The organism is Glutamicibacter sp. X7, from assembly GCF_054889245.1.
Genome location: NZ_CM142678.1, coordinates 847,388 through 870,378, shown reverse-complemented (window position 1 = coordinate 870,378; position 22,991 = coordinate 847,388). Strand labels below are relative to the sequence as shown.

General features: G+C 60.7%; 20 protein-coding genes, 1 tRNA gene and 1 pseudogene. 5 read left to right on the top strand and 17 right to left on the bottom strand.

Annotated features, from left to right (window positions below; genetic code table 11):
* Window positions 1-77 precede the first annotated feature (77 nt).
* A complete protein-coding gene (locus tag ACYU0X_RS04345) occupies window positions 78-1,007 on the top strand; it encodes a LysR family transcriptional regulator (RefSeq protein ID WP_461902196.1) in 930 nt (309 codons plus the stop codon).
* Here ACYU0X_RS04345 and ACYU0X_RS04340 read toward each other — a convergent pair.
* Together ACYU0X_RS04340 and ACYU0X_RS04335 are read right to left on the bottom strand one after the other, a co-directional pair.
* Window positions 1,004-1,600 carry a TetR/AcrR family transcriptional regulator gene (locus tag ACYU0X_RS04340; RefSeq protein ID WP_461902195.1) on the bottom strand — a complete coding sequence of 199 codons (597 nt, stop codon included), beginning with the start codon at window positions 1,598-1,600 and terminating at the stop codon, window positions 1,004-1,006. The genes ACYU0X_RS04345 and ACYU0X_RS04340 overlap by 4 nt on opposite strands.
* A gap of 152 nt (window positions 1,601-1,752) precedes the next feature.
* Window positions 1,753-3,705, bottom strand: coding sequence for a primary-amine oxidase (locus tag ACYU0X_RS04335; RefSeq protein WP_461902194.1), 1,953 nt, complete (start codon window positions 3,703-3,705; stop codon window positions 1,753-1,755).
* A gap of 793 nt (window positions 3,706-4,498) precedes the next feature.
* On the opposite strand from ACYU0X_RS04335, the gene ACYU0X_RS04330 reads away from it, so the two are divergent.
* Window positions 4,499-6,052, top strand: a complete 1,554-nt coding sequence (locus ACYU0X_RS04330; protein WP_459274825.1) for an APC family permease — start codon at window positions 4,499-4,501, stop codon at window positions 6,050-6,052.
* A gap of 88 nt (window positions 6,053-6,140) precedes the next feature.
* Here ACYU0X_RS04330 and sufU read toward each other — a convergent pair whose 3' ends face one another.
* The 7 genes and pseudogenes from sufU to ACYU0X_RS04295 all read right to left on the bottom strand — a co-directional run bounded on the left by sufU (window position 6,141) and on the right by ACYU0X_RS04295 (window position 11,855).
* Window positions 6,141-6,590 carry a Fe-S cluster assembly sulfur transfer protein SufU gene (gene sufU, locus ACYU0X_RS04325; RefSeq protein ID WP_459274827.1) on the bottom strand — a complete coding sequence of 150 codons (450 nt, stop codon included), beginning with the start codon at window positions 6,588-6,590 and terminating at the stop codon, window positions 6,141-6,143.
* Entirely contained in the window at window positions 6,591-7,907 is a 1,317-nt protein-coding gene (locus ACYU0X_RS04320) for an aminotransferase class V-fold PLP-dependent enzyme (protein WP_396275257.1), read from the bottom strand.
* Window positions 7,908-8,011: 104 nt separating this feature from the next.
* Window positions 8,012-8,596, bottom strand: coding sequence for an aminoacyl-tRNA hydrolase (pth, locus tag ACYU0X_RS04315; protein WP_461902193.1), 585 nt, complete (start codon window positions 8,594-8,596; stop codon window positions 8,012-8,014).
* A gap of 40 nt (window positions 8,597-8,636) precedes the next feature.
* Window positions 8,637-8,909: pseudogene (locus ACYU0X_RS04310) on the bottom strand (50S ribosomal protein L25); the annotation flags it as partial.
* Window positions 8,910-9,144: 235 nt separating this feature from the next.
* On the bottom strand, window positions 9,145-10,125 hold the full coding sequence (locus ACYU0X_RS04305) for a ribose-phosphate diphosphokinase (protein ID WP_309408472.1): 981 nt from the start codon (window positions 10,123-10,125) through the stop codon (window positions 9,145-9,147).
* 70 nt (window positions 10,126-10,195) lie between these two features.
* Complete coding sequence (gene glmU / locus ACYU0X_RS04300; RefSeq protein ID WP_418908577.1) at window positions 10,196-11,647, bottom strand: bifunctional UDP-N-acetylglucosamine diphosphorylase/glucosamine-1-phosphate N-acetyltransferase GlmU; 1,452 nt, start codon at window positions 11,645-11,647, stop codon at window positions 10,196-10,198.
* Window positions 11,648-11,783: 136 nt separating this feature from the next.
* Window positions 11,784-11,855: transfer RNA gene (locus tag ACYU0X_RS04295), tRNA-Gln, on the bottom strand.
* Between the two features lie 122 nt (window positions 11,856-11,977).
* On the opposite strand from ACYU0X_RS04295, the gene ACYU0X_RS04290 reads away from it, so the two are divergent.
* The gene (locus ACYU0X_RS04290; RefSeq protein WP_418908576.1) at window positions 11,978-13,762 is read left to right on the top strand and encodes an ABC-F family ATP-binding cassette domain-containing protein; all 1,785 of its coding nucleotides are present in this window, start codon (window positions 11,978-11,980) and stop codon (window positions 13,760-13,762) included.
* A gap of 72 nt (window positions 13,763-13,834) precedes the next feature.
* Here the strand turns inward: ACYU0X_RS04290 and ACYU0X_RS04285 are convergent, their stop codons facing one another.
* From ACYU0X_RS04285 to ACYU0X_RS04250, 8 genes are all read right to left on the bottom strand, one after another.
* Complete coding sequence (locus tag ACYU0X_RS04285; protein ID WP_418908575.1) at window positions 13,835-14,329, bottom strand: hypothetical protein; 495 nt, start codon at window positions 14,327-14,329, stop codon at window positions 13,835-13,837.
* 142 nt (window positions 14,330-14,471) lie between these two features.
* Entirely contained in the window at window positions 14,472-14,855 is a 384-nt protein-coding gene (rbsD, locus tag ACYU0X_RS04280) for a D-ribose pyranase (protein ID WP_418908574.1), read from the bottom strand.
* A gap of 18 nt (window positions 14,856-14,873) precedes the next feature.
* Window positions 14,874-15,770 (bottom strand): ribokinase, encoded by an 897-nt coding sequence (locus ACYU0X_RS04275; RefSeq protein WP_418908573.1) that lies wholly within the window; start codon window positions 15,768-15,770, stop codon window positions 14,874-14,876.
* Between the two features lie 54 nt (window positions 15,771-15,824).
* Window positions 15,825-16,763, bottom strand: coding sequence for a substrate-binding domain-containing protein (locus ACYU0X_RS04270; protein ID WP_418908572.1), 939 nt, complete (start codon window positions 16,761-16,763; stop codon window positions 15,825-15,827).
* A gap of 49 nt (window positions 16,764-16,812) precedes the next feature.
* Window positions 16,813-17,781: an ABC transporter permease gene (locus tag ACYU0X_RS04265; protein WP_418908571.1), complete on the bottom strand. Its 969-nt coding sequence runs from the start codon at window positions 17,779-17,781 to the stop codon at window positions 16,813-16,815.
* Entirely contained in the window at window positions 17,781-19,295 is a 1,515-nt protein-coding gene (locus ACYU0X_RS04260) for a sugar ABC transporter ATP-binding protein (RefSeq protein ID WP_461902192.1), read from the bottom strand. The genes ACYU0X_RS04265 and ACYU0X_RS04260 overlap by 1 nt, the downstream gene beginning before the upstream one ends.
* Window positions 19,292-20,347 carry a LacI family DNA-binding transcriptional regulator gene (locus ACYU0X_RS04255; RefSeq protein ID WP_461902191.1) on the bottom strand — a complete coding sequence of 352 codons (1,056 nt, stop codon included), beginning with the start codon at window positions 20,345-20,347 and terminating at the stop codon, window positions 19,292-19,294. The genes ACYU0X_RS04260 and ACYU0X_RS04255 overlap by 4 nt, the downstream gene beginning before the upstream one ends.
* Before the next feature lie 355 nt (window positions 20,348-20,702).
* The gene (locus ACYU0X_RS04250) at window positions 20,703-20,891 is read right to left on the bottom strand and encodes a hypothetical protein (protein ID WP_461902190.1); all 189 of its coding nucleotides are present in this window, start codon (window positions 20,889-20,891) and stop codon (window positions 20,703-20,705) included.
* A gap of 173 nt (window positions 20,892-21,064) precedes the next feature.
* On the opposite strand from ACYU0X_RS04250, the gene ACYU0X_RS04245 reads away from it, so the two are divergent.
* Window positions 21,065-22,303 (top strand): sensor histidine kinase, encoded by a 1,239-nt coding sequence (locus tag ACYU0X_RS04245; RefSeq protein ID WP_461902189.1) that lies wholly within the window; start codon window positions 21,065-21,067, stop codon window positions 22,301-22,303.
* On the top strand, window positions 22,300-22,977 hold the full coding sequence (locus tag ACYU0X_RS04240; protein ID WP_418908566.1) for a response regulator: 678 nt from the start codon (window positions 22,300-22,302) through the stop codon (window positions 22,975-22,977). Before ACYU0X_RS04245 ends, ACYU0X_RS04240 begins: the two co-directional genes overlap by 4 nt.
* Window positions 22,978-22,991: the final 14 nt, after the last annotated feature.

Here is a 22,991-nt window from a genome sequence, read left to right as displayed (position 1 = left end):
TTTAACTGTGTGTAATCGCCCAATTGACCGGACGGTCCGATGGGGCCACGAGGCGAGGAGAATGCGAGACTTTGACCATGGATGTGACGCTTACCCAGTTGCGCTACTTCTCTGAGGCCGCCGCCCGTCTTTCAATGACGGCCGCGGCCGAGCGACTGAACGTGGCACAATCGGCGGTCTCCAGCGCGGTGGCCCAGTTGGAGAAACACATCGGTTCCCAGCTGTTCATCCGCCAGCGTTCCAAAGGTCTGGTGCTCACGCAGGCCGGTGAGCTGTTTCTCCGGGACGCAAACTCGGTACTGGCACATATGGAAGAAGTGGTTGAGAACGCCAAGGGTGACCAAAGCAGCGTTTCGGGCACCGTGCGCCTCGTCTGCTTCACGACGCTGGCACCCTTCCATATTCCGGATCTCGTCTCCCGGCTCCAAGACACCCACCCCAAGTTGCGCCTGGAGGTGCTCGAAGCCGACGCCGCCGGCTGCTCCCAGGCACTGCTCGAGGGCCGAGCCGATTTGGCCCTAAGTTATGACTTGGGGATCCCACCAACGGTGCTGGCCTCCCCGGTGAATTCGGTACGCCCCTATGTGGCGCTCCCGGCCGAGCACCGGCTCGCTGGCAAGCAAGAGATTGATTTGCGCCAGCTCGCCGATGAACCCTTTATCTTGCTCGATATGCCGCACTCCAAAGAACTCATGCTGTCGATTTTGCACGAGGCCGGGGTGCAACCAGAGATTCGTTTTCAATCGGCCAGCTATGAGACGGTTCGCACCTTTGTCGCCCATGCCCATGGGTACTCGATTCTGCACCAGCGGCCAGCGCATCAATTGACCTATGACGGCAGCTCAATTGCCACCGTGCAGATTTCCAATGAGGTGCCTTCGTTGCGCACCGTGCTCGCCCGATTACGCACCCAACGTCCGACTGCGCGAATGCGTGTGGTTGCGCAAGCCATTCGAGCCCAAATTGCCGAGGGACACGGCACCGGCCCGGCTGAAACTACGCCTTAGGGCACCTGCAGCGCGTCGATCATGGCGCGCAGCAGGCGTCGCTGGCCACTTTCGCTCATCTGCTGTGGGTCTAGCATCGAGGTGATGTGCAGGCCCATCATCACGTTGAGTAGCTCATCGACCACCTGGTCAACGCGTATCGAATCGGCCGCCTCTCCCGCTACCTGCGCTTGGGAGAGGTAGCTGAGCATTCGTGCCCTCCACTGCCCCAGCGTGGCGGCACCGACGGCGCGTAGCTTGGAATCCGTCTGCGCGCGTTGCCAAAAGGCCACGGCCACCCTGGCCTCGGTGCGGGTCAGTTCCTCGGCGGGAATGATTTCAAGACACATGGCAAGAAGCGCCCGAAGCCCGGTTTTCTGCATCACCGCACGATCGATCCGCTCGTTGGTGCGCTGGCAGATTAGCTCATATGAGGCCAGTAGCAGCGCGTCCTTATTCGGAAAATAGTGGCCGATAACCCCGGGGCCGGCATAGCCGCAGGCGGCAGCGATGTCCCGCATAGTGGCGTTCTCCATGCCTTGCGAGGCGATAATTTCCCAGGTGGTCTCGATGATTGTGGTACGTCGCTCGTCGTGATCAACCAATTTGGGCATCGGCACCCGTCCTTTCACTGCGTGTACACAACTCTGTCCGATCATACGTGCAGCCCACGCAGCACTATGGGTGGCGGCGTCGCACCGGCGCCACCACCCATAGTTCTAGTCACCGGTAACCGGTAACCGGTGTATTCAGCGAGGGCCAAAACCTAGTGGCATCCGCCGCTCTGTGTTTCGCTGGCGCAGTGCGAGCTGACGCTGGCCGGGAGGTTAAGTGTTGGGTTCTCATCAAAGAAGCCATGCGGTTTGAGAGTGAAACCCACGGTGTCCACCGGCATGATCGGCCAGTCTTCGGGGCGCGGGAAGTGCGTCAGCCCGAAACTGTGCCACAGCACGATGTCCTCTCCGTCAAGTTCACGGTCCTGGGCCACATAGCTTGGTAGGCCGGCTCCCCCGGGATGGCGGTTGACCAAGTCTCCGGCTGCATACAGTTCTTCGGCTGCGTAGCGAGTCACCCAGAGGTCGTGCCGGGTGAATCCGGCGCGGGCGGCAATTGACGAATCGTCGGCCATTGCCAGGGTTGGGTTGTTCTCCGGGTACAGCGTGTAGCCAACCGGTTGTCCCAGCTTGTTGAGCGAATTCGGGTTGCTGACATGCCAAACGCGTCCGGCGGCGGCGTTAGCGTCGCGCACGGCTTCGCTCTCGCGAGCGAGCAGGGTTCGGCGCTGGGTGAAGGCGTTGCCGTGTGGGTTACCGTCGGACTTGGGCAGGCGGACCACTTCGAGTTCTTCGACCGAGTTGGTCGCGCCGTCGAGCATCATGTCCAGGCGTGCGCCAAACAGGTGCTGGTGGAAGGGAGCGCCCAGTCCCGGGGCGATTTCCGAGGCGTAGGGGTAGCTGTTATCCGGCAGTGCGGCGGTGAAGACGATGCCGGTGGCCTTGGCCTCGAATTCGATGGTGCCATCGAGGTAGAGGTACCAGTAAAAGCCGTAGTCGTAGTTGCCCACGGTGGTGAAGAAGGAGATCACCAGACGGCGATTGCGGCGCACTTCGTTGGATCCGGCCCACTCGTCGGTGTGTTTCCAGGCGATACCGGTGTCCTCTTCGTGGATGCAGATGCCGTTGTCGATAACGCGTGGGTTGCCGAAGTCATCGGCGACTACCGGCGACATGTAGGTGATGTCGCCTAGGCAGTCGCAGCCAAGACGCAGGGAGTTGGCATCCCGGCCGACCAGATACTCGCCGGTGTCGAAGTAGTTCTGCCAGCTGCGGTAGGGGGCGGGGTCGCCGTAGGGTACGACCATTTCGGAGATCGAGGCACGGTGGATCACCGGACGACGACGCTGACCGTGCGTGTGGTGGATCTGGTACAGCACCAGCCCTTCGCGCGCGTCGAATCCCACGCGAAGATCCCAGCCCAGCCACGACAGGTGATTACCGTCCAAGGTGAAGCTGGGCCCCTCGGGCTGGATGATCTCGATGGGCTTCAGGTCCGTGCGAACGGGGCCGCTCACCTGTGGGTCGGTGTAGTTGCCGTTGACCTCAGGTACCGGTACCGGGCCGTCATCGATCAGCCGATCGACACATCGGTTTTCAAGGTCAACAAAGGCAACTAAACGGTCGATCGGGTGAGCCCACGCATGATCTTGCGCATCGTATTGGACAAAGCCCAACCCACGTAGCAGACGCTTGCCCTCTTCGTTCTCATAGTCGAAGACACCCGCGGAGAGTGGAGCAACGCGTACCTGCTGAGGGCTCAAGCCACGATCGGCCAGCGCCTTGATCCATCCTTCATCGTTCGCGAGGATCTCCTCGACGGTCTCGAATTCCTCGAGCAACACCGGCACTTGGCCGTCGTTCGCCGGATCAATTTCACGCTGCGTCTCCACGCGCTCTTCGCTCAGGGACAGCGTGAGATCTAGAGATTCGGGAATGCTGGGGTCATAGAGCATCACACGGACCTTGCGATCGACGGGCTGCGGTGCGGCGGCGTACAGCTCTTCCTTACTTGGATCGACCAAACCCACATAGGCGAAGCGCGAGGTCTCACGCAACAAGCCTGCCCTATCGAGGATCGTGCGGGTGAGGCGAATTTCCTCCGCGGTGATCTGGTTCAGCGGATGGTCGATCGTGGTGCGCAGAGCCTGATCTTGGACCGTCATGGTATTCCTCCGAAGAAGTTTTGGTGATACAAGTGTTCAATAAAGATTGTTACAGGAGTCACGCGGATCCGTAAAGAGCATCACTCAAAAACTTCACGAGGGAGAAAACATGGCCGCATATGCCGACCACCCCCGAATTGCTTCATGGCGACCACCCGGCCCGTCACTGCGCATGGTTAGCGCGGCCGGATACAGCACCCTCACACTGCACTTAGTGGCGGCCTTGGCAAGTCAGGGTTCCATGCGAATTAGCATGTTGATCACCGGGATCATCTGCCTAATCTGCACCGTGCATATGCGACTGACGCGATGCGCGGAAGAGAAGAGGGCACGGGAAACCATGCTGATGTGCGCCGCTTCGGCACTCGTTCACATGGGACTGCTCACGGCCATGTATTCCAACGGAGGGCACCACGGCACCGCGACGAGCCGAAACCTTAGCCACAGCTCAACGCACGGCCACTGGATGCTTGCGCTCATCGCACTAGACCTGTGCGCGGCCCTCGTCTGCGCCATGTCACTACGCGGGCATTCCAGGCGGCGACAGCTCATCGTGGGCTCGGCAGTCTCTTCATCAAAATAATGCATGATCATCATCTCAATAAACCTGTTTACCCGATGTAACGCGCGTCATAGGCTTGAGCAATCAGCACGGCCCCAGTGTCCGCGACGCATCCACCGCGGGCACCGCGGGACATACTTCGCCTCTCGCAAAGGCGGAGCAACTGACCAGAGTAGCCCCCGAGGGAGCACCCGCACGGGACTTCAGGAATCTCGCATTTAAGGACTGAGGATGTCAACGAGATCATCGGCCACGCAGCTGGCCCAAGAACAAACCAAGCATCTGCAAAAGAGTCTGGGGAGGATGGACATCCTTCTGCTCGTCGTTGCAGCGGTTGTATCCATCGAAGTACTCGGCCAAGTCTCCGGCTACGGCCCTGAAACCTTTACCTGGACGCTGGTATTAGCTTTCACTTTCATGATCCCCTATGGGCTGATCTTTGCCGAGACCGGCGGAGCATTCACCGAAGAAGGCGGCGTCTATATCTGGACCAAAATGGCCTTCGGTCGGGTGGTGGCGGCCATCGCGTCGCTGCTGACTTGGGTGACTCAGCCCGTATGGGTGGGCGGGGCCATGGCCTTCGTGGCCGTGGAAACCTGGTCGGAATTCGTCTCCCCCATTGCTGCCGGGTCGCTCACCGACTACTTGTTCAAACTCGGATTCATTTGGATCACGGTCAGCTCGGCCATTGTCAGCTTGAAACACGGTAAGTGGCTCCCCTCCCTCGGTGCCATCCTCAAGCTGGCCTTCCTCGCATTCTTCCTAATTGTCACCGTGATCTACGGTTTCATTCACGGCTTCAACGGGCTGAATCTTGGGGACTTTAGCCCGACCATGGGCGGCTTTTTGGGCCTGACGCCGCTGTTGCTGTTCTCCTTCCTCGGTTTCGAATCCGGGAACAGTGCGGCCGGTGAAATGAAGAATCCTGCCAAGGACGTACCGGTCTCGATTATGCGCACCTCGCTCTTGGCCGCCGGAAGCTATCTTCTGCCGGTGCTGGCCATTTTGATGGTGGTGCCGCTGGATGAGATCACCGGCATCGGTGGGCTTTTTGGAGCCGTGGCTACCGTGTTCACTATTTTCGGTCCGGCAACCGATGCGATACTTGCGATCAGCGCGGTGGTCTTCTGCTTCGTCCTTGTCTCACAGGGAGGGGCGTGGATGATCATTTCAGACCGTATGCAGGCCATGGCCGCGGCCGATGGTTCATTCTTCGGCGGCTTCTTCGGCCGCTTCCACGAAAAGCTCGGTACACCCGTGAGAGTCAATACGCTCTCTGGAGTCGTCTCCACCGTATTCATGCTCGCCGCGATGCAGCTTTCGGGTACCAGTGGCGCCGTCTTCTCGGTGGTGCTGACCATTTCGATCTCAACTTTCTTGCTCAGCTACCTCATTGCCATTCCGGCCGCGACCAAATTGCGCAGTAAGTATCCGGATGCCGTGCGCCCGTTCCGAGTCCCGGTTTCCGATGGCGTCTTCAAGTTGCTCGGCGGCATCTGCTTCGCGTGGATCTTGTTGGGCTCATGGGTAGCGATCTTCCCCGGTACCCTCGAGGCGCTGTTCAACGTGGAGTATGACTTCGTTGAGATCTGGGGCGTTTCGCAGCTGTCCTTCGAGGTCTTCGCGCTCGGCACCCTCGCGGCGATCCTCCTGTTGGGCATCATTGGTTACCTGCGCGGCGCGAAGGTTCGTGCGGCGGTCTCAACCGACCCGAACGAGCCCCCGTTCCTGCAAGCAGCCACGGTCGATTCTGAGCCTGATCCTCTCGCCACACCGCGGGGCTAACCAGAGGCTAGCGACAGCGAAGGCACCTCGATCCGAACATCGTTTCGGTTCGAGGTGCCTTTATCGCGTGGAGGATCAGCGTGGCGAACTAAGAGCTGGCGCCGAACATGGCCGCTTCGGCCGCAACCCAGGCCAACATCGCGCATTTGACTCGCGCCGGGAACTTCGAGACGCCAACGAAGGCCGCTGCGTCCTCGAGCACTTCCTCATCCGGGGTCGCGGTTCCCTTCGAGCGCATCATCTCTCGAAAGGCGTCAAGGGTGGTTAAGAACTGATCGCGTCCCATGCCCGGAAGCATTTCGCTCAGTACCGAGGCTGAGGCCATGGAGATCGAACATCCCTCGCCCTCCCAGCTCACGGAGGTAAACACGTTCTGTTCATCCAGACCAACCCGCACGCGGATCTGATCGCCGCAGATCGGGTTGTGCTGATGCGATTCACCTTGAGCTACCGCGGCGGGTTCTACCAGAGGCGAACCCACCCGGCGCTTTGCGTGATCCAGGATCACTTGCTGATAAAGCTGATCGAGCTCGTTCACTTAAACTCCAAAATATTCACGAACCGAGCCGACGGCGGCGATCAACGCGGCGACGTCTTCTTCGGTGTTGTACAGGTAGGTACTGGCACGTGTCGTGGCGGTGACGCCTAGCGCCCGGTGCAGCGGCTGCGCGCAGTGGTGGCCTACACGTACCGCAATTCCGCGAGAGTCTAGATACTGCCCGACATCGTGTGGGTGCACCCCCATGACTTCGAAGGGTACGGTACCGATGCGTGGGGCGTCCGTGGGGCCAAAGACGCGTACACCGTCAAGTTGCGAGAGCCCTTCGAGCAGTAGGGTTCCTAGGTGCTCTTCCCAAGCGGCAATGCGCTCCATCCCGATCTCATCGAGGTAGCTAGCCGCGGTGGCCAGCGAGTGTGCCTGCGCAATGCGTTGCGTGCCGGCTTCGAAGCGCTGCGGCGAGGGCAAGTATTCGGCGTGTTCCATATCCACCACGGTGATCATGGAGCCGCCGGTCAAGAATGGCGGCATCGCGTCGAGGAGCTCGGCGCGGCCGTAGAGAGCACCGATGCCGGTGGGGCCGAGCATCTTGTGTCCCGAGAAAGCCATGAAGTCGATATCTAGCGCTTTGACGTCGACAGGCAGGTGCGGCACCGACTGGCACCCATCGAGCACGGTCAGCGCACCGACGCGGCGAGCGGCCTGCACGAAACGCTCCACGTCGGTGATTGTGCCAAGCACATTGGACACATGAGTGAATGCGATGAGTTTCGTGCTCTCGGTGACCAGCTCGTCGAGCAGGTCATAGCGTAGTGCGCCGTCTTCGGTCACCGGCACGTACCGTAGTGTGGCACCGGTGCGGAAGGCCAATTCCTGCCAAGGAATCAGGTTCGCGTGATGCTCCAGTTCGGTCACGAGAATCTCATCACCGCGGGTTAGCCGAAAGCGTTCTGCCGCGCTGCCGCCAAGTCCGGCCGAGGCGTTGGACAGCGAATAGCTGATGAGGTTCAGGGCCTCGGTGGCGTTCGAGGTCCATACGACCTCGTTCGACCGGGCCCCGATGAAAGAGGCCACCGTTTCACGGGCCTGTTCGAAAAGTTCGGTAGCTTCCACCGCTAAGCTGTGAGCGCCGCGGTGTACCGCCGCGTTGGCCGTCTCATAGTAGTGTTGTTCGGCCTCGTAGACGCACCGCGGTTTCTGACTGGTGGCGCCGGAATCCAGGTACACGAGATCGGTACCGTTAATCGGGTGCTCGAGAATCTCAAAGTCTGCTTTGATCCGGGCGACCTCGCTGCTGGACAGCGGGTGCTGGGTGTCTGCGTGACCGGTTACCGACGTCACTGGTATCTCCCTCATAGCGGCTTCGAGCGTCTAATCGACGATTAGACTATGCGTTCTTATGCTAATTATTCCACCGCTGACCGCGTGAGACATCTAAGCAGGTCCTTAGTAAGGACGGGCTACGATCCGGTGTGGAACTTGGCCTGCGCCGCTTCTAGGCCGTGGGCGATAAGAAATTCCACGGCGTCGGCCGCAGAGTCCACCAGCATGGGCAGGGTCTGCCGTTCGGCCTTAGAAAAGTCCTGTAGCACCCAGTCCGCGGTATCCATACGTCCAGGAGGACGTCCTACCCCGGTACGCACCCGCAGGTAATCCTTGGACCCCATAACCTTGGAGATATCGCGCAACCCATTGTGCCCGCCTTCTCCCCCACCGCGCTTGAGCTTGATGGTGTCGAAGGGGATATCGATCTCATCGTGCACCGCAATCAGGTGTTGCACATCAATATTGAAAAATTTGGCCAGCTTGCCCACCGGCGCCCCAGAGACGTTCATATAGGTCATGGGCTTGGCCAACACCACACGGGGACCGCCGACGCCGAGCCGCCCTTGAATGATCTGGGCCCGCGAGGGGTGGGTTTTGAATTTGGAACCGGCACGTTGCGCCAGTTCATCGAGCACCATCTGCCCGACATTGTGCCTATTGCCAGCGTAGCCGGGCCCGGGATTCCCGAGCCCGGCTACCAGCCAAGTGTCATTGTTCATGAATTTTGGCGAAAGCTGCGCGCGTTGCCTACTTGGCGATGACCAGGTCGATGTGATCGACGGTGCGGTGCAGGGCGTGGATCTGCAGATCCTGAACCGAGGTGGAAACTTCCTTGCCCTCGATGTTCAGCACCAGGGTGACGCTGCGATCACGAACGGCCAGGGTGGTCTCCTGAGCCGGCAGCAGCACGTGCTGCGGCTCGGTGCCTGCACCGTATACAACGGCCGGGATCTGGCCATCGCGACGGGCCTGGCGGGCTGCGCCCTTACCGAAATCGGTGCGGACAACGGCGTCAAGGTTGACAGATGCCATAGTTATTCTCCTTAGGTAATGAATGCTTCGGTTACGCCCTTGCGTGGACTCGGGAAGCATCCAACATCCAAGGGATGAAAGAGCTTTTCCGGCCTTGTCGATAACGGTCCCGCTCATAAAAGCGTTTCCCTCGCCTGGGCACAGTCAATAATTCTACCACCGTCGCCGGAAGCTTAAAAACCGATGGCCGGCCTCCCCCGCGCAGAGGGAAACCAGCCATCGATTCCAGCGACGTTTAGGCGCGACCGTCAAACAGGTTGGTCACGGAGCCATCGTGGAAGACCTCGGAGATCGCACGAGCCAAGACCGGAGCGATGGAGAGCACGGTGAGGTTCTCGAAGCGCTTCTCTTCCGGAATCGGCAGGGTGTCGGTAACGACAACTTCGCGGGCGCCGCACTCGGCCAGACGCTGCGCGGCCGGATCCGAGAACACTGCGTGAGTTGCGGCGATGATCACGTCCTTGGCGCCGGCTTCCTTCAGCACGCGCACCGCACCGGCAATGGTTCCACCGGTATCGATCATGTCATCGATCAGCACGCAGGTACGACCCTCAACCTGGCCCACAACGGTCTTGGACTCGGCCTGGTTCGGTACGGTCAGATCGCGTGACTTGTGCACGAAGGCCAGCGGGGCACCACCCAGACGCTCGGCCCACTGCTCGGCTACACGTACGCGGCCGGTGTCCGGGGACACCACGGTGATCTCATCGACATCAACCTTCGTACGGATGTAATCGGCCAAGACCGGGAAAGCGAAGAGGTGGTCGACCGGGCCGTCGAAGAAGCCCTGGATCTGCGCGGTGTGCAGGTCGCACGAAATGATGCGGTCGGCACCGGCGGTCTTGTACAGGTCGGCGATCAGACGGGCCGAGATCGGCTCGCGACCGCGGCCCTTCTTGTCCTGACGAGCGTAGGGGTAGAACGGAGCCACCACGGTGATCCGACGAGCCGAGGCACGCTTCATCGAATCGATCATGATCAACTGTTCCATCAGCCAGTTGTTCATCGGTGCCGGGTAGGACTGAATCAAAAAGACGTCCTTACCGCGCACGGATTCGTCCGAACGGACGTAGATCTCGCCGTTGGCGAAGTCGTACGCGTTCAGCGGCAATAGCTCGGTTTCCAGCTCCTTGGCCACCTTGGCGGCAAGTTCCGGGTGGGCACGCCCGCTGGCCAAGACCAGCTTCTTATCGACGTTATGGCTGATTTCACTCATGGTTATGCTTTCTCGCTCGCTTCGCTGTCACGTTGAGGTGATTCTGAGGAAATGTATGATCTTCGATGGATTACTCGGTGGCCGAGGAGTCCAGCGAGGCCTTGAAAGCAGCGTCCGCCGAGGAGGAACCCGGGCGTTTTGCCAGCGTCCAGCCCTCCGAATTTCGCTGCGGAGCCACGGATAGCGCCAACGCGCCAGCCGGGACGTTCTTTCGTACTACCGCACCCGCGCCGGTGTAGGCACCGTCACCAATTTCAACCGGTGCCACGAACACGGTGTTCGAGCTGGTGCGCACATGCGAGCCGATCTTGGTCCGGTGCTTCTTCTCGCCGTCATAGTTGGCGGTGATGTTGCCGCAACCGATGTTGGTGAATTCGCCAACCTCGGCGTCGCCGACATATCCCAGGTGCGATAGCTTCGATCCGCGTCCGATCGTCGCGTTCTTGGTTTCGTAGAAGGCGCCGATCTTGCCATCGGCACCCAGCTCGGTGCCCGGGCGTAGGTAAGTGAACGGTCCAACGGTGGCGGCCGCGCCAATGCGTGCATCGGTTGCGTCGGTGCGCTTCACGACGGCATTCTGGCCCACCATGACGTTAGTCAGCGTCGAGTCTGGGCCGATAATGGCACCGGTGCCGACGGCGGTACGGCCGTGAAGCTGCGTACCGGGCTTCAGGGTGACGTCTTGGCTCAGCACGACCTCAGCATCGATCCAGGTGCTGGACGGGTCGATAATGGTCACGCCTTCGCGCATCCAGTACTCGCAGCGGCGCTCGTTGTAGACGCGTGCCAGACGCGACACCTGCACCCGGTCGTTTGCGCCTTCGATCTGCCAGCGATCCGAGATCTGGGCGGTCGCTACGCGGCCTCCGTTGCGGCGCGCGATGGCCAACACGTCGGTAAGGTACTTCTCGCGCTGCGCGTTTTCAATGGTCACTTCCTTCAACGCGGCGCGAAGCATGGCAGCGTCGAAGGCATAGATCCCCGAGTTGATTTCGCGGATGGCCAGTTCGGCCTCGCTGGCGTCCTTCTGCTCGCGGATGCCCACGACATCGCCGGCTTCGTCGCGCAGAATACGACCGTAGCCGCTCGGGTCATCCAATTCGGTGGTGAGCACGGTGACGGCGTTGCCCTGCGCGTCGTGGGTGGCTACGAGCTCGCCGAGCACTTCGCTAGTGAGCAACGGCACATCGCCATAGGTCACCACGACGGTTCCTTCTAGGCCCTCGTCCAGTGCTTCGAGGCCCTGCTCGACGGCGCGACCGGTTCCCGGAATCTCGTCCTGGTCGGCGATGGTGATCTGTGGGAATTCGTTGAGGATGTGCTCGGCCACCAGATCACGCTGGTGGCGAACGACGGCAACCAAGTTGCCTGGTTCCAGGGCCGAAGCCGCGTGTAAAGCGTGGGAAACCATGGAACGACCTGCAATTTCATGCATGATCTTCGGTTTCGTAGATTTCATCCTGGTGCCGGCTCCTGCGGCGAGGACGATCACGGCGACTGGTGCTTGGGCCTGACTGCTCAAGTGCGTTCTCCTGCAACATCGACTAGGAGGAATTCATGGATGAAGAAAACCCCTCGTGACAGTCTAGCGCGCGGGTCCCCCAGCCATAAACTGCCGGGTACAAGAAAGCCCGCGCCGTAGCGCGGGCTGTGAAATGTTCCGCCCCTAGGATTCGAACCTAGAATGCACGGCTCCAAAGGCCGGCGTGTTGCCATTACACCAGGGCGGATCGTGCCTGAAACCCGCATGGGGTCATCCGACACGCTAAGTATTCTGCCACGTCCGCCCCCAACAGTGCGAATTGACCTTCGTTCGGCGTGCTCGATTTGCCCTCGTTCGTAAAATGGAACCGTGGCTCATTTACTCGGGGGCGAATCCCTACATCTGGAATATCCCACCCATGTCGTCTTTGACTCGGTAACCATCGGCATTTCCGACGGAGACCGCATCGGTCTCGTGGGACGCAACGGCGAAGGCAAGTCCACGCTGCTGGGCATGCTCGCCGGTACGATCGAGCCGCATTCCGGTCGAGTCACCCGACGCAGCGGGCTGCGGGTGGGCGTGCTGGATCAGTCCGACACCCTGGACCCCGAAAACACGGTGCATTACAGCGTGGTTGGCACCATGGATGACCATGAGTGGGCCGGTGAAGCCCGCATCCGTGACATTATCGCCGGGCTTGTGGCCGACTTGGATTGGGAAGCTAAAGTCAGTACCCTCTCCGGTGGTCAGCGCCGACGCGTGGCTTTGGCCGCACTGCTCGTGCAGGACTGGGATGTCATCATCCTTGACGAGCCAACCAACCACCTAGACGTTGAGGGCATCTCCTGGCTCGCCGAGCACCTGAACAACCGCTGGCCCCGGAACACCGGCGGCCTCATGGTCGTCACCCACGATCGCTGGTTCCTTGACGCGGTCTGCACGAGCACTTGGGAAGTGCATGACCGCCTGGTGGAGCCCTTTGAGGGTGGTTACGCCGCCTACGTGCTGCAGCGTGTGGAACGTGATCGCATCGCTGCGGTCACCGAATCCAAGCGGCAGAACATGATGAAAAAGGAACTGGCCTGGTTGCGGCGCGGTGCTCCGGCCCGAACTTCCAAGCCGAAATTCCGTATCGAGGCGGCTAACCAGTTGATTGCCGATGTGCCTCCGGTGCGTAATCCCCTGGAACTGAAGAAGATGGCCACCGCGCGGCTGGGCAAGGACGTGGTGGATCTGATCGACGCCGAGGTGAGCTTCGGCGCTAAGCGAGTACTCAAGCCCTTTACCTGGCGCATCGGACCGGGTGAGCGTACTGGCCTCCTCGGAGCCAACGGCGCGGGAAAGTCCACGCTACTGGGTTTGATCGCTGGCACCGTGCAACCCACCGGCGGCCAGGTTAAGCGCGGAAAGACCGTAAAGCTCGCGGTGCTGGATCAGCAGTTCAGCGCCTTGGAACAAATCGGCGAAGATCGTGTCCGCGAGGTATTGGCGCGTTTTAAGACGACCTTCAACGTCGATGGCAAGGATCTGACCCCCTCGCAGCTGCTCGAGCGTCTCGGGTTCTCGCGTGCGCACCTTTCAACCAAGGTCGGCGAGCTCTCCGGCGGCCAGCGCCGCCGGCTCCAGTTGCTGATGATCCTCATGGACGAGCCAAATGTGATGATCCTCGACGAGCCGACCAACGACGTGGATACCGACATGCTCGCGGCGCTTGAAGATCTCCTGGATTCGTGGCCGGGCACGCTGATCGTGGTGTCGCACGACCGCTACCTGCTCGAACGCGTCACCGATCAACAGTATGCGATCCTCGACGGCTCGTTCCGTCACGTGCCCGGTGGGGTGGACGAATACCTCAAGCTGCGTAGCGCCACCCCGGCCCAACGTCAGCCCGCGGCGATGGCTGCGGAAACGGCCCCGAAGCCCGCTGGCCCCTCCGGAGCCGAACTGCGTGCCGCGCAGAAGGAAATGAACGCCAACGAGCGCAAGCTGAAGCAACTGACCGAAAAGATTGAAGCGGTACACGAGAAAATGGCCGCACACGATCAGTCCGACTATGAAGGCTTGGCCACGTTCACCGCCGAGTTGAACGAGTTGCAGGCGCAGGTCGATGAGCTCGAAGAGCGCTGGCTGGAACTCTCCGAAATCCTAGGCTAGCTCCATCGCTCGGGGCCCAATGGTTAGCAGTGGCCGGTAAACCGGTCACGGCCAAGGGCTCCGGGCTATCACTCAGCGACCGTACCGTGCGGCGAGTAGCTGCTCGCTTTCGCTCCTTGAAGCCGCCAAAGCCGCCCGACGTAACACCCTGCGCCCCCAGTAGAGACCGCCGCCGGCGAGGAGCACCGCCAGCGGGCCATGCAGTACGCCAAGGTCAAGTATGGTCAACAGCATGAATTCATCGGCGGTCGATACTCCGCCGATCGCGGCCTGCCACACCGGCAGCACATAGAGCAGCCCACACAGCCACAGGTATAGCGCCCACCGCAGCGGCGACTGAGGCTTGAACTTCAGGGCACAGCCGACCAAAACAAGCACGAGCAGTGAACCGACCCAACGCGGCCCACTGGCCAGGGTGAGCGCAAGGAAACTGGGCGCGTCCTGCGCGGCGTCAAAGGCGCCCCCGAAGTCAAGAAGTATCGCCGGAAGCGCCGGCACGGTTAGTAGCAAGGCAAGCAGCCCCAACAAGACCAGTGACACCTTGAGCCACAGCCGAACCACTGGCATCCCTGCCCTCCAATTTCCCTGCGCCACGCGACGCGCAGCCACCGAGTTGATCACCGGCACGCTGTGGACCGGACGATGGCCTCAGTATATGCCCGGCGGGCGCGCAGAATTCTCCTCCGGCACCGGTAGCTCGGGCACGCCGCTAGAAGGGCACGCCGCTACCGAGGATCACGTTGGCATATGCCGTCGCTTCCCCGGTGCGAATCACCAACTTGGCTCTGGGGATCTCGGCCTTGAGCTGTTCGTGGCTGATAAAGCCCGGGGTCAGCCCGACCGCGTGGCACCAGCCTTCCACGGTGGTGCCACGGGCTTCGCTGGCCAGGAGGCTACGCTCGATCACTAGATGGCGTGCCAGCACCTCAAGTACGGCGGGGAAACTCAACTGACCGGGCACGAAGGCCAAATCAACGACGGGCGTTCCGGTCGGCAACGGCAGTCCATAGTCTGCGATGATCACCGTATCCGTATGCCCCAAGGTCGCTAATCCCGCCAGAAGCGGCGCATTGAGTATTTCTGTTTTGAGCACGAAAAAGCGGTACTTTCCTTAGAGCTCGTCGAGGCTACGCGGGTACGAAGACTGGGCCCCGTGGTGCTGCACGGTCAGAGCCGCGAAACGACCGGCGAACTGTGCCGCCTCGCTCAAGGTGCGGCCCGCCGCAAGCCGCGCGGCCAACGCGCCGGTGAACGCGTCGCCGGCTCCGGTGGTGTCCACCGCCTGCACTTTAACCGCCTCAAGCTGCTCGACGGTGCCGTTCTCGGCAACCAAGCATCCCTTGCCACCGAGGGTGATCACCACGGAAGAAACACCATGCTCAAGCAGCTTGGCGGCCACCACGGTCTCAGGTTCGGTGGAGAGCTCGGCGGACCCATCGAGTTGCGCCAGAATCAAGGCCGCCTCGTGCTCGTTGACGACCAGCGGGTTAGCGGCCAGCAGGTATTCACGATCCAGCTCAATCACCGGGGCTAGATTTAGCACCACGCGGGAGGTCGCCGCGGACATTGCCGCGGCAATGCCCGACGACGGGATCTCCCCCTGAAGCACCACGATGCCCTGCAGCTCGCCCGCCTCGGCCACAACCTCACCGGTCACCATGGCGTTGGCCCCGGGAACCACCGCGATGGAGTTCTCTGCGGCCTGATCCACCTGGATGATGGCCACGCCGGTCGGTGCCTGCACGCGTTGCACGCGGTCCAGGACCACTCCGGCCTCGGCCAACTGGCTCAGCGCCACCTCGGCGTGGGAGTCGTGACCGACCGCGCCAATAAATTCGGTGTCGGCGCCGGCTAGCCGTGCGGCAAGGGCCTGGTTTGCTCCCTTACCGCCGGGCGAAAGCTGGTAGGACTCAGCCAACACGGTTTCGCCGGGGCCAGGTAGGCGTGCCATTAAGGCCGTGATGTCCACGTTGCTCGAACCGACGACGGTGACCTTGTGCTGCTGCATATGCAATTCCTTCATGCTTTGCGCCCGGCGTTCCGGGCCTCATCGATTATGTAATTAGTTGCCGAGGTAGTCGGCGATGTTGTCGCTGTCGACGGTATCCACCGCAACCTGAACGGTCGGCTCGACCTCTTCGGACTTAATGGCCTTGGCCATCAGCTGTACGGACTGCTTGCCTAGTTCGGCTGGGTTCTGTGCGATGGTTGCCACTAGGGTCCCGTCGCTCACGGCCTTGAAACCGTCGGCGGTCCCATCGAAGCCAACGACCTTGACTTCCTTGCCGGCCTTCGAGCCAAGCGCCTGAATTGCACCGAGGGCCATCTCATCATTCATGGCAAGCACGCCGACCGCGTCCGGGTTGGACTGCATCAGATTGCTGACCACGTCCAAGGCCTGGGCGCGATCAAAGTTGGCCGTCTGCGACGATACCACCTTGATGTCCGGGTACTCGGAGAGCCCCTTGGTAAATCCCTCGCCACGTTCATTCGTGGCCGAGGCACCCGGGGTACCCTCGAGGACAATGACCTTACCCTTACCGTTTAGCGATTCGGCCAGCGCCTTGGCCGCCTGCTCGCCACCGGCCACGTTATCGCTGGCAACGAAGGAAGCGACCTTGGTTTCTCCCACGGAACGGTCCACCGCAACAATCGGCAAGTCGGCAGCGGTGACCGGTGCCAGCCCCGCCTCGGCGGTTTCGGTATCAACGGCGTTGATAATCACACCCTGCGAACCATTGGTGGCGGCGGTGGCCAACTGATTGGCCTGCGTTGCCGAGTCGTTCTGCGCATCCACGACGGACAGCTGCAGACCCAGCGCATCTGCCTCGGCCTGAGCCCCGTCGCGCAGGTCGACGAAGAATGGGTTGTTCAGTGTGGACACCGCCAAGGTGACCGAGGATCCATCGGCGGCCGCTTCACCGCGGTTGCAGGCGGCAAGTCCGGCAACTAGTGCCACCGATAGTGACACGGCGGCCGTTTTGCGAATGATGTTTTTCATCTGGGTTCTCCTTTGAACTGGTTTTTCAGGTGCGGGTGATTGAGGGATATCAGTGGGTGACGTTCTTGCGTCGCAACACATCAAAGCCGACGGCGATCGCGATAACCGCGCCGATGACGACCTGCTGCCAAAACGCGGAAACCGAAAGAAGGTTCAGTCCGTTGCGGATCACGGCGAGTACCAGGGCGCCGATGAGTGTGCCGGAAATACGTCCCACGCCACCGGAGAGCGACGCGCCACCGATCACCACGGCGGCGATCGCGTCCAGCTCGTATCCCGATGCGAGGGTCGGCTGGGCAGAATCGAGCCGTCCGGCCAGGATCATGCCGGAAAGGGCGGCAAAAACACCGGAGATCACGAAGACGGTTACCAGAACGCGTTTCACGGGAATTCCGGAGAGTCGGGCCGCTTCGGTGTTACCACCCACGGCGAAAGCATTTTTGCCGATCACGGTGCGGTTCAGGACAAAGGCGGCGATGAGCCCGGAGAGGACAAGGATGAGAATCGGCACCGGAATGACACCGAGATCTCCGCCGAGCCAGGACACCGAGGTGCCGGTAGAAATTGGGCGTCCATCCGAAATAACGAGGGTCAAACCACGCACGACGGTGAGCATGGCTAAGGAAGCAATAAAGGTCGGTAGCTTGCCATAGGCGCTCATGGCACCGGTCACCGCGCCACACAGCGCACCCACGAAGAGGCCCACGGGAATCGATAAACCGTCGGGTAAACCGGAGGTCGTCACCCAATAGGACGACGTCATGGCCGAGAGTGCGGCCACCGAGCCCACCGACAGGTCAATGCCGGCCGCGACGATAACGAAGGTCATGCCGAATGCCATGACGGCGATGGTCGAGACCTGAATACCGATATTCATCAGGTTCGGCCCCGTGAGGAATCGTGGGGTCGCGATGAACAGGGCCAGACACAGGACGACAAGGCCAACTAGTGCGCCGTTGTTCGCCAGAAATGCCTTGATATCGAAGCCCTTGTTCGGGGCAGTAGCTACGCTGTTCATTAGTTCGCTTCCATTTCGTTCTCACGGTGCACATTGCTTACGGCCAAAGCCATGATGGAATCCTGTGTGGCCTCACGGGTTGCTAGTTCTCCGGCAATCCGTCCTTGGCTCATGACCAAGACCCGATCCGACATCCCTAGTACCTCGGGCAATTCGCTGGAGGCCATGACAACGCAGCCTCCCGATGCGGTGATTTCATTGATCAGTTCGTAGATTTCGACCTTTGCACCGACGTCGACCCCTCGGGTGGGTTCGTCCAGCAGCAAAACCTTGGCCCCAGCGGTGAACCAACGGCCAAATACGGCTTTCTGCTGGTTACCTCCCGACAGCGAACGAATACTTTGATCGATGTTGCCCATTCGGATACGTAGCCGGGCGGCCACTTGTTCGGCTCGTTCGCGTTGACCCTTGCGGTCGACCAGTCCACCCTTGGCTGTGCTGGCCATCGTTGCGTACCCGATGTTCTCGGCCACCGAAGCGTCAAGCACCAGCCCTTGGGTTTTGCGATCTTCGGGCACATGTCCGATCCCCGCGCGGGTCGCGGCAGCCACGTCAAAACTGGGCAGTTTCTTCCCGGCGACCGTGACCGTGCCTCGGGCGTATTTATCGGCCCCTGCAATGGCACGAATCAATTCGGTCCGCCCGGCGCCCATCAGGCCCGCCAGAGCCACGACTTCACCGGGGCGCACGGAGAACGAAATGTCCTGGAGCATGCCCTGCGACAGGCCTTGCACCGTCAAGAGCGGGCTCTTGCCTAGTTGTTGAATAACTCGTGGGAACTGGGCATCAATGTCCCGGCCCACCATCAGTCGCACCAGTTCGTTCTCGGGTGTGTTGGCCGGGACCGTGGCGATAAATTTTCCGTCGCGCAGCACGTTGACCTCATCGCCGATCTCAGCAATTTCGTCCAGGTGGTGGCTGATGAAGACCATCCCCACCCCTTGGCTCTTCAGGTGCCGGACGACGTTAAACAGGTGGGCGATCTCGGTTGTGGTCAGCGCCGCCGTAGGTTCATCCAGAATCAGCACGCGTGCCTCAAGCGAGAGGGCCTTCGCAATTTCAACGAGCTGTCGCTGCGCCAGCCCTAGGTCGCCAACCCGGGTGTTGACATCGAGATTGAGCCCCAATTTGTCCAGTGCATCCCGGGCGATCTGACGCATGGCGCGGCGGTTGATAACACCGAACCGGCGCGGGACGCGCCCTAGGGTGATGTTCTCGGCGATGGTCATTGACGGCACCAGGTTCAATTCTTGGTGGATCGTGGCGATGCCCAGCTTTTCGGAGGCCTTCGTATCCGCAATGGACACCTCGGCACCGTCCAACAGGATGCGACCGGAGTCCGGCTGGTGGACCCCGGCGACCATCTTAATCAGGGTGGATTTGCCGGCCCCGTTTTCACCCAGGAGCACAGCCACCTTGCCGGCATGCACTTCGACCGTGACATCGTCGATGACCTTCACCGGGCCGAAGGACTTACTGACCTTCTCCAGAACTAGTAGTGCCTCACTACTCATGGATGTGTTCCTTCCGTCGTCATCGACTTTTCAGGGCGGGCCGGGGCGAGTGATTCACGGGGTGTAAATCGGCTTGTGAACTCCTCGACCTTAGGGTTCTGCCCGGCCGTGACGGCTTCGAGTGCGTCTACCGCCGCTCGGCCCATCTGGGAGAGGTCGTGGCTGATGGTGGCGATGGGCGGATCGTGCATCAGCAAGGCATCGACCTCATCGAAAGTCACCACCGAGAGTTCGGTTCCAACCCGTACTCCGCGTTCGCGCCAGATGGTGAGCGCACCGATGGCCATGGGGGCATCAGCGATGACCACGGCGGTTGGCTGGTCGGGGTGGGCCATGAGCCAGCGGGCACCTTCGGCGCCGGAGGCCGGTTTGAAGTCACCGGTGAAATGCAGCCCAGGGTTGATAGTGAGGCCGTTAGCGGTCAGCGCCTGGTCGAAGGCGGCGCGACGTTCGCGCGCAGTCGAAGCATGCGCCGGTCCCCCAATGAAGGCGATCCGCTCATGCCCAAGGCGTTTGAGTTCGGTGACGGCTTCCTCCATAGCCCGGGCGCTGGAGGCCGTGACCGACGGAACGTTGACGCCTTTGAGCGTGCGGTCGACGAACACTAAGGGGGTACCCGAGGCTATGAGCCGTTGCATCATGGCGCTGGGTCGGTCGGCGTCCTCGCCAAGGCCCTGCGGGACGATGATCATTCCATCGACCCGCCGCGAGAGCATGGCGGCTAGGAAGTCATCCTGTTGCGCCGAATCCTCATTGGCGTTGCCGATGAACGTCATCATGCCCGCGGCATGAGCCTGTTGTTCCACGGCATGGGCCAGATCGGAAAAGTAAGGGTTGCGCACATCCGAGATCAGCAAGGCGATCGTGTCGGTTTTCGTCGAACGGAGCGAGCGGGCCTGCGCGTTGGGGAAGAATCCGAGACTGCGCGCGGCGGCTTCAACCTTGGCCCGTGAGTCGGGCGAGGTCGCGGGGTGGCCGGACAAGACGCGCGAGGCCGTCGCGGAAGACACTCCCGCGGCCTTAGCCACATCTTTAATCGTGACGGTATGCATCGTCGCTCAGCCCCTTTGCTCACATGTAATCGATTCCATGGAATCGATTACATAGTGTTCCCGAGGATGGCAAAGATGTCAATAGTCACAACTACACGTGTCGCACGTCGCGCAGGGACAAGCCGCTCGGTGCCCTGATCCCGAACAGTCATCACGGCGAATGATCGCTTAGGGCAGGTTGGCGCAGCGACCGCCGCGCCAGACGGTTAAGCACGAGTTCTGCGCTTAAATCTCACCAACAGAACTCGTGCCACCTAAATATTCTTTGAACCGCTGCTCCCGGACCCCGCGCGGTCTCCCGGGGCGGATCTGAGGCAACCTGCGCTGCTTGGCGTGTGGTGCGCTGCGCCGTGACTCAGCAATTATTGAAGAGGCCGCACCAGATATTTCGGAACGCGGGATCGGCAACCTCGCCAGCAACATGCGTGCTCGATACCGAGATCTGCTCCATGGCTTCGGTTTCCACGCTAGGGGTAGCCGCCGGCATAGCAACACCGGCCAGAGCTGAGAAACTAAGAGAAATTGCTGCGACTGATTTCAACATTGACGATCCAATTCCTTTGCGCTTTTTGCCTTTTCAACTTCCAACAAGTTCAGAATGTCGCATCGTTGGATCAATACTTCTGTACTTAAGTTCAATTCGCCTTTGATCAAAAGTGCAGAAATACTCTCTCGATAAGTTGCTAGAGCTACCGAACCTGACCCTATGATGTGGAAGTGAGCGATCGAGGAACCCGCTGGATCAACCAAATCCGCCCCGTACCCGGCGGTGCCTTCTTTAAGGCATTCATCGTCGTGCTGTTCCTGTTCTTTTTCATCAGCGATCTCTTTCTCGGAACCGTCAACCTGGGTACGGCCCGCGGGTGGGTGGAACTCTTCCTGCCCTATCTCCCATTGCTCTTGCTCATCGCTGGCACACTGCCCGGAATTATTTCGTGGCTGCTTGTATTCCTGGTGATCATTGGCATGGGCGCAACGATGTCGGTGCTCGCGGCTTTCGCAGTCGCTACGTTGATCGTCTCGGCCATCGCGACAGCCACGTTGCCCAGGGCGGCGGGGGCTTTTTACACCGGGCTGACCTTTGCCTTGTTTTTGGTCTGCACACTCACTGCTCCAGACACTGCCCCGATGGTCGCCCTGCTCGCACTGCTGACGGTGTTAGCCGTTGCGGCAGGATTCGGGCTAGGTGCTTTCTGGACCAAGGCCGAACGTAGCGAACAACACGTGAGCGAGCTTCGTGAGGCTCAACTGAAGGTGCGTGAACAAGAGCGCACGCTCTTGGCCCACGAATTGCACGACATCGTCGCCCACGAAGTGACCATCATCGCCATGCAGGCCCGTCGTGCAGAATTCACGAACGACCCGGAGAAAACCTCGCGAATCCTCTCGGAGATCGGGGATGCCGCGTCGCAAACACTGCAAGATCTCCGTAGCCTCGTGCTCCTGCTCAAGGAGCACGAATCCGATAAGCAACACGACATTCTCGACAGCACCGACGAGGAACAGCACTTCACTCCCTCCGGCGAAACAACTAATGCCACCGCGTTGGTCCACGATGTCCGCCACGTCGCGGACGCCATCGAACGTTCCGGTTATCAGGTATTACTGGAAGTCGAGGGGCCGGTTTCCGTGCTTGCCACCAGCCTGTGTCAGGTATTGCGCCGCACGGTGCGAGAGATCGGCACCAATGTGCTCAAATACGCCGACCCTGCAGAGCAGGTCTCGCTCCGGCTGACGGTACGTGGCGGTCAAGTCACCTTGAGTTCGCGCAACGCCGTATCGAAAGAACGTCGGCTGACCTCCTCGGGCACCGGGCTGGAGGCCATGCGCACCCGCTGCAAGGTCTTCGGCGGCACCCTCAACACGAACACTGAGGACGGTTTTTGGTCGGTAGCCATCACCCTGCCGTTCAAGGAACAATCACTCGACCCAGCCAATCAAGGAGCTATTTCATGACCCGTGTTTTGCTCGTAGATGATGAACCGATGACCCGAGAAATCCTCAAGGACTACCTCGGTTCCGACCCCAGTATTGAAGTGGTGGGCGAGGCCGCCGATGGGCTTGCCGCAGCAAAACAGGCAACAGCTTTGAGCCCCGATGTCATTTTGATGGATATGCAGATGCCGCGGGCCGACGGTGTGCAGGCGACGGCCGCCATCCACACCCGTCACCCCGAGATTCGCATTCTCGGACTCACCACTTTTGCCACGGACCGTTATGTGGTCGATCTGCTCCGTGCCGGTGCCTCCGGATACCTCGTGAAGGACACCAAACCGCAGGAAATTATCGCGGCGGTGCACGCGGTGGCCAACGGCGATTCGGTGCTCTCCCCCGAGGTGACGCGATTTGTGGTGAAGGGTCTGGAGGAGTCGGTGCCTTCGCATGTCCAGCCCGATGAGCAGCTACTGGCCGCGCTCAGCGATAAAGAGCTCGAGGTCATCCAGTTGTTGGCGCGCGGCAAAAACAATCGCGAGATGAGCCAGGAATTATTCGTCACGGAATCTACGATCAAGGCCCGTTTCGTGAAAATCATGGAAAAGCTCGGCGTCCGTGACCGGGTACAGATCTTGGTGCTCGCCGCTCAAAACGGATTGGTAGATCTCGGCAAGAACCCAAGTTCGCTAGCCTAGACACGCTCGCGCCG

Excerpts from the sequence above, each read along its gene's own strand:
- ACYU0X_RS04240 (WP_418908566.1), top strand. The coding sequence starts at position 22,300 with ATGACCCGTGTTTTGCTCGTAGATGATGAACCGATGACCCGAGAAATC.
- ACYU0X_RS04320 (WP_396275257.1), bottom strand. The coding sequence starts at position 7,907 with ATGAGGGAGATACCAGTGACGTCGGTAACCGGTCACGCAGACACCCAG.
- ACYU0X_RS04285 (WP_418908575.1), bottom strand. The coding sequence starts at position 14,329 with ATGCCAGTGGTTCGGCTGTGGCTCAAGGTGTCACTGGTCTTGTTGGGG.
- pth (WP_461902193.1), bottom strand. The coding sequence starts at position 8,596 with ATGAACAATGACACTTGGCTGGTAGCCGGGCTCGGGAATCCCGGGCCC.
- ACYU0X_RS04275 (WP_418908573.1), bottom strand. The coding sequence starts at position 15,770 with ATGCAGCAGCACAAGGTCACCGTCGTCGGTTCGAGCAACGTGGACATC.
- ACYU0X_RS04260 (WP_461902192.1), bottom strand. The coding sequence starts at position 19,295 with ATGAGTAGTGAGGCACTACTAGTTCTGGAGAAGGTCAGTAAGTCCTTC.
- ACYU0X_RS04335 (WP_461902194.1), bottom strand. The coding sequence starts at position 3,705 with ATGACGGTCCAAGATCAGGCTCTGCGCACCACGATCGACCATCCGCTG.
- ACYU0X_RS04305 (WP_309408472.1), bottom strand. The coding sequence starts at position 10,125 with ATGAGTGAAATCAGCCATAACGTCGATAAGAAGCTGGTCTTGGCCAGC.
- ACYU0X_RS04265 (WP_418908571.1), bottom strand. The coding sequence starts at position 17,781 with ATGAACAGCGTAGCTACTGCCCCGAACAAGGGCTTCGATATCAAGGCA.
- ACYU0X_RS04330 (WP_459274825.1), top strand. The coding sequence starts at position 4,499 with ATGTCAACGAGATCATCGGCCACGCAGCTGGCCCAAGAACAAACCAAG.
- ACYU0X_RS04345 (WP_461902196.1), top strand. The coding sequence starts at position 78 with ATGGATGTGACGCTTACCCAGTTGCGCTACTTCTCTGAGGCCGCCGCC.
- ACYU0X_RS04250 (WP_461902190.1), bottom strand. The coding sequence starts at position 20,891 with ATGTTGAAATCAGTCGCAGCAATTTCTCTTAGTTTCTCAGCTCTGGCC.
- ACYU0X_RS04270 (WP_418908572.1), bottom strand. The coding sequence starts at position 16,763 with ATGAAAAACATCATTCGCAAAACGGCCGCCGTGTCACTATCGGTGGCA.
- ACYU0X_RS04255 (WP_461902191.1), bottom strand. The coding sequence starts at position 20,347 with ATGCATACCGTCACGATTAAAGATGTGGCTAAGGCCGCGGGAGTGTCT.
- ACYU0X_RS04340 (WP_461902195.1), bottom strand. The coding sequence starts at position 1,600 with ATGCCCAAATTGGTTGATCACGACGAGCGACGTACCACAATCATCGAG.